Below are 5467 nucleotides of genomic sequence, written 5' to 3' on the forward strand. Positions count from 1 at the left end.
TTGACGTACTTGCCTCCCGTATCTGCCAGAAGCACCGTTGCATCATAGGTTTTGCCTGTCTTTTCGGAATAGAGGCCCTTGACCTTTGCCTTACCGTTTTTGAGCAGAGCGGCGGCGATCTTCGGTGTGAACGCCTTTTTGCGCTGCTCAAAGAAGCGGTCATTCTTCCACATCACGAACTGACAGCTGCGATTCCCGCAGTAGAAGTTTTTCTTGCCCTCATAGACATTTTCACTGCACCGGGGACACTTGCCGATAATAACCCGTTCCGACTGGAACAGGTTTTGCTTATCTGCACTGATACAAGAATAGGTCTTGACCAGCTGGCGCACCTGCGCTTCAATTTCGGCCATGAACTCGTCCGCGTCTGCATTGCCCTTGGCAATCTCGGTCAGGCGGTTCTCCCATTCAGCGGTCAGAGCGGGAGAGGTCAAACTTTCCGGCAGAACCACCGCCAGATTGATGCCGTCCTTGGTGGGGACAAGCTGCTTGCCCTTGCGCTGCACAAAGCCCATTTGCACCAGTTTTTCCAGAATCGCGGCGCGGGTGGCGGGTGTGCCCAGCCCCTTGCGTTCCGCTTCCTCCGGCATATCCTCGGCCCCTGCCCGCTCCATTGCCGACAGGAGCGTATCTTCGGTGTAGGCTTTTGGCGGGGACGTGAAATGTTCCGAAATGTCAGTTGTCACGGAAAAGTTCTGGCCCTCGGCCAGTTCCGGCAGTGCGTTCAAAACTTCTTCCTCGGTATCGGCTTTCAGGGTGGCGCGGAACCGTTGCTCGATCTCTTTCCAGCCGGGGACAAGCACGGTCTTTCCCTTGGCGGTGAACTCATTTCCGGCGCAGGAGAACACAGCAGTCACAGTTTCGTACTCATGGGGCGCGGCTATCGCGCAGAGCAGTTTGGAGCAGACAAGGTTCATCAGCTTGCATTCGCTTTCCGCAAGGCCGGTGAACCCCTGCTTTGCAAATTCGGACGTGGGGATGATGGCGTGGTGGTCCGATACCTTTTTGCTGTTCAGAATCCGGCCCACTTCCGGGGTCAAGTCAAGTCCTTGGGCAAAGGGCAGCAGCCCCAGCAGGTCAGACACAAGATGTTGTGCTGTCTGGCCCATGTCCTCGGTCAGATATTGGCTGTCCGTGCGGGGATAGGTCAGCAGTTTCTTTTCGTAAAGCTGCTGGGCGTAATCAAGGGTCTGTTTTGCGGTAAAACCGAACAGACGGTTTGCTTCCCGCTGCAAGGTAGTCAGGTCATAAAGTTTGGGCGGCTGTTCTGCCTTTTTCTCTCGCCGAATGGACGTGCAGACTGCATTTGCACCTGTGCATTTTTCTTTGAGAGAATTTGCGGTTTCTGCATCCGCAATGCGCCCACTGTCCGCTTTCAGGCTGCCAGACTGGATGCCGACTGTGTAATACCTTTCTTTCTGGAAGCGCAGGATTTTTGCATCCCGGTCCACCAGCATTTTCAATGTCGGTGTCTGTACGCGGCCCACGGTCAGAGTCTTGTGGTACAGCACCGAAAACAGCCGCGTTGCATTGATGCCCACCAGCCAATCTGCTTTTGCACGGCAGAGGGCCGATTGGTACAGCGCATCATAATCCGAATCCGGGCACAGGTTTGCAAAGCCCTCCCGGATGGCGGCATCCTCCATGCTGGAAATCCAGAGCCGCTTTACGGGTTTCGTGCAGCCGGCCATTTGGTAGACAAAGCGGAAGATCAGTTCTCCCTCCCGGCCTGCGTCGGTTGCGGCAGTCACACTGTCCACATCCGGGCGGTTGAGCAGGGCACGCAGAACTTCAAACTGCTGTTTCTTCTCGTCCGGGACAATGAACTGCCACGGCTGGGGCAGGATGGGCAAATCCTCATACCGCCATTTGCAGTATTTTTCGTCGTACTGGCCAGCCTCGGCAAAGGACACCAGATGCCCGATGCACCAGCTGACCAGATACCCGCCACCCTGCCAATAGCCGTTTTGCTTTTCAGCGGCCCCGATCACGGCGGCAATACTGCGGGCTACGCTGGGCTTTTCGGCAATTACCAGCTGAACGCTCATGTTTCGTCCTCCTGTCCGTCCTCCGAATGAATCTCGATTTCAGCCGGTTCCTCGTCTGCATCCTCATCCTCGCCAAAATCGTACTCGTCCAGATCATCGTGCCCGGTGGTATCGGCCTTGGGCTTGCGGAACTTGAAATAATAGAGTGCTGCGCCGCCGCCAGCCAGAGCCAGCACCAACAGGATCATCAGACTGCCCATGTTGGACTTCGGCTTTTCCTCTGGCGTTTCGGTGTCTGTCTTCACCGCTTCCGGGGCTGTGCAGTTGCGCAGGCTCTTTTCACACAAGGGGCAGTTTTCGTTGACGTTTCCGGCCTCACATTTCACCGTGCAGGTGCAGACCTCGGCGGTCTGCGGTTCTTCATCCAGCAGGGCCAGCAAGTCGGCATCGTCCACTTGGTTCAGGAAGTGAACAGACGTTTCCTTGTCCTCGTTGGCACGGTCAATGAGAATGTAAAAATAATTCCCGGCTTTGGTGGTCACGGTGATAAGCTGCTTGTCGCCGTAAAAATCGTCCACCAGCGTTGCGTTGCCTTTGGGCGTGATAGGCACACCCTCCGGCTCCATGCCGCCCGTAGTGGGTTCTTCTTCGATAATCTCCGGCAGAGGTTCCGGGGCAGGGTCAGAGCCGCTTGCAAAAGCAGGCATGGAGAACGAACAGAGGCAGAGCAGGATAGCCAGCAGTCCGGCAGCGAAGCGGTTCCAGTTATCAGGTTTCATCGGCGGCATCCTCCTGTTTGTGGTACGGTGTGACGGTAGGTGCGGCGTTCAGCGCACCGCTGCGCAGAAAAGCCGCGAACTCGTCCGGCTTCATGTTCATGCTGCGCACCAGCTGAATGATTTGAAGATTTTCCTGTTCGGTCTTTGCAGCTTCCAGTTCTTTCAACTGCTGCTGGTATTCAGAGATTTTTTCTTTGAGCCGTTCAATATCGCGCTCAATGCGGGAAAGTCTTTTTGCCATACAAAATCCTTTCTGGCGTTACGGTAAACGCCCATAGCTGTAAAAATGTTCCTGCCAATATTTTGAGTTGAGGTTTGTGTAAGAGATAGGGTCGCCGCAGTGCAACATGATGGAATTGCCCACATAGATTCCGCAATGGCTCACGCCGGGGGTATCGTAGGTTCCCTTGAAAAATACAAGGTCGCCCGGTTTGACCTGCGCAGCCGAAACGGGTGTGCAGAGGTTGTAAAGGCCCTGTGCAGTCTGGCGGCCCACGTTCCAGCCGGAGTGATTCAGCACCCACGAAATGTAGCCGCTGCAATCAAAGCTGGTGCTGGGCGAACTGCCGCCCCACACATACGGGTAGCCGATGTACTTGGTTGCTTCCTCCATCATGGCGGCAAACCTATCATCCTTTAGTGCTTCCGGGGGAATATCGTAGTAGGTGGGCTGTTTGATGGTGGACGCATTGGGGTATTGCGCTTTGCCAAACAAATCCGGCCGGTTGCCCAGCGTGCGCATATAGAGCGAATAGGCACTAAGCTGTTCTTCGGTCAGTACTTCCACGGGCAGGTGGGATAAATCCTTGTTCTTCAGCTTGACCGTGCAGATGTAGTATTCATACGGTTCTTGGTAGGTGATAACTTGCGGCACGCCATACGGGCCAATAATGACCATCATTTTTGTACGGTAACGTATCTGCATGGTCACGGTCTCGGTCAGGATATACTGCTTTTCAAAGAGCATTTCAAGTTCGCCCTGCACCTCGGCCAATGTAAAAACGCCATCATGGAGCGCGGACAAAATCGAGATCAGCACATAGGGGTCATGCTCGATTTTGTCCAGATAAAAATGGTATTCATCGTAGTTGTGGGTGGCCTCGTAGGTGTCCAGATATCGTTGCAGTTTTTGTTCCAGCTTGGCGTAGGTTTTTTCTGCACCCAGCATATCCTTGTCCTTGGAAAAGTAAGAGGATGCCGTCACGCCGGTTCCAGCGGTGCCCGCCATCACGGTGCAGGACTGCAAACCCGTTATCAAGAGCAGAGCCAGCAGACCGAACACCGCCACGATCAGAATGGTTTTCCAGTTCCGGGCCGCAAATTCGGCTACCCGTTCGCCGCCCTCGGCCGCCAGCTTTGTTACCCGGAAACCGTTCTCTGCAGTGGCGGCGACACCCTGCGCGGCGGCTTGTCCGGCCTGCCGTGTAGCTTTGGCATACTGCTGTTTGATACGCCGTTTCTGCCACATCCGGGAAATGGGGTTGCTGGCCGCCTGTGCAATTTGCGGATTGTCCCGCAAGGATTTCTGGTAAAAGTATTCTGCATTGGCAGACATGAGCTGACGCTCTGCCTTTTCCACGGCCTTGTAAGGCTTCATCTTGTGGTGCCGGATGCCGCTGCGGATGGCCTTGGCGGTCTGATGCTCCACCAGTTCTTCACCCTTGTGGCCACCCTCCACACCCACATTTTCGTGTTCGACTTCATGGATTTTTCCGTGAGCGAACAGTAATGCTTCCGACAGTGGGCGGCTGGCCGGGTTTGGTTTCAGGCTGGGCGGGCCTTTGTCCTGCTGCTCAAAACGCAGGGTGGATTTTGCCTTGCCGCTGACAGCATCGTAGACTTTTCCCTTGACCGGGACACGCTTTTTCGGCAGAGCGGCGCGGGCTGAATCCAGCTTGTCAGCCTTTGCATCCGCTTTTTGAATAAACGGCTGCAACGCCGGGTCTGCCCGTTCTTCCTCGGTCAATTCCAAACGGGCAGCGGAACGGTGCAGGCCATCTTCGCTTTCGGCGGTGGCCGCAGCTTGTTTGGCTTTTTTCTTTGCCTTGTGCTTGTCCTTTACGTCCTCGGTGCGTTCCAGTATTTTTTCGGCCTTGCCCTCGGAATCCGTAGAATAATCCTGTTCCGCCTCCCGGCTGGAAACATTCTCTACAGTGCCGTCAGCCTGATTTTCCACCACCAGACCATCACGGGTCATGGTCTGGGTGACTTTGGCTTTGGCCTGCAATTCTTTCAAAGTTCTTCACCTCCCATCGGACAGCGGCCCGTTTCAATGTCCGCAATGTATTTGAGAATCGGGAATACCTGCGGCGGCGAAACTGCATTGCCCAGCGTTTTCATCCGCTTGCTGCGGTTCGGCACATCTTCGGTCAGGCGCGGGATGTCGGCGGGTTCTTCGGCCCAAAGGGAATGTCCGTCCATTTGCGCGGGAAACCCATCAGCCACTCTACCCAGTCCGGGTTGAGGTAGGGCTTTTCCAGCGTGGTGGGGGTCATCCGGTAGACCACATGGGAAAGCCGCGCCGTCCACGCCTTGCCGTCCTTGTTCATCTTGCGGTAGCTGCCGTTCGCAGAGATTTGGATGTCCAGTCCCTTGCCCACATCCCCGGTGTCGCTGGCAAGAGGTGTTGGCAGAAGAACCGATGATGAATACCCGTTTCCGTTCGTGCCACGCGCCAACGGCAGCAGCAGGTAATACGAA

6 protein-coding genes are annotated in these 5467 nt (G+C 55.4%); all 6 read right to left on the minus strand.

Annotation, left to right across the window (positions count from 1 at the left end):
- On the minus strand, positions 1 to 2048 hold a 2048-nt coding region (locus tag DWY95_RS16540; protein WP_243082884.1), incomplete at its 3' end, for a DNA topoisomerase 3.
- Positions 2045 to 2767: a DUF4366 domain-containing protein gene (locus tag DWY95_RS16545; protein ID WP_118554320.1), complete on the minus strand. Its 723-nt coding sequence runs from the start codon at positions 2765 to 2767 to the stop codon at positions 2045 to 2047. The genes DWY95_RS16540 and DWY95_RS16545, both read right to left, overlap by 4 nt.
- Positions 2757 to 3008: a DUF4315 family protein gene (locus tag DWY95_RS16550; RefSeq protein ID WP_097777297.1), complete on the minus strand. Its 252-nt coding sequence runs from the start codon at positions 3006 to 3008 to the stop codon at positions 2757 to 2759. The genes DWY95_RS16545 and DWY95_RS16550 overlap by 11 nt, the downstream gene beginning before the upstream one ends.
- Positions 3009 to 3026: 18 nt before the next feature.
- Positions 3027 to 5003, minus strand: coding sequence for a C40 family peptidase (locus DWY95_RS16555; protein ID WP_118554321.1), 1977 nt, complete (start codon positions 5001 to 5003; stop codon positions 3027 to 3029).
- Positions 5000 to 5188 (minus strand): hypothetical protein, encoded by a 189-nt coding sequence (locus DWY95_RS17485; RefSeq protein WP_243082886.1) that lies wholly within the window; start codon positions 5186 to 5188, stop codon positions 5000 to 5002. Before DWY95_RS17485 ends, DWY95_RS16555 begins: the two co-directional genes overlap by 4 nt.
- Positions 5137 to 5467, minus strand: a 331-nt coding sequence (locus DWY95_RS16560) for a hypothetical protein (protein WP_347562150.1), incomplete at its 5' end; no start/stop codon positions are given. The genes DWY95_RS17485 and DWY95_RS16560, both read right to left, overlap by 52 nt.

This window comes from Faecalibacterium sp. AF28-13AC (assembly GCF_003478405.1).
GTDB lineage: Bacteria > Bacillota > Clostridia > Oscillospirales > Ruminococcaceae > Faecalibacterium > Faecalibacterium prausnitzii_E.

Excerpts from the sequence above, each read along its gene's own strand:
- DWY95_RS16545 (WP_118554320.1), bottom strand. The coding sequence starts at position 2,767 with ATGAAACCTGATAACTGGAACCGCTTCGCTGCCGGACTGCTGGCTATC.
- DWY95_RS16550 (WP_097777297.1), bottom strand. The coding sequence starts at position 3,008 with ATGGCAAAAAGACTTTCCCGCATTGAGCGCGATATTGAACGGCTCAAA.
- DWY95_RS17485 (WP_243082886.1), bottom strand. The coding sequence starts at position 5,188 with ATGGACGGACATTCCCTTTGGGCCGAAGAACCCGCCGACATCCCGCGC.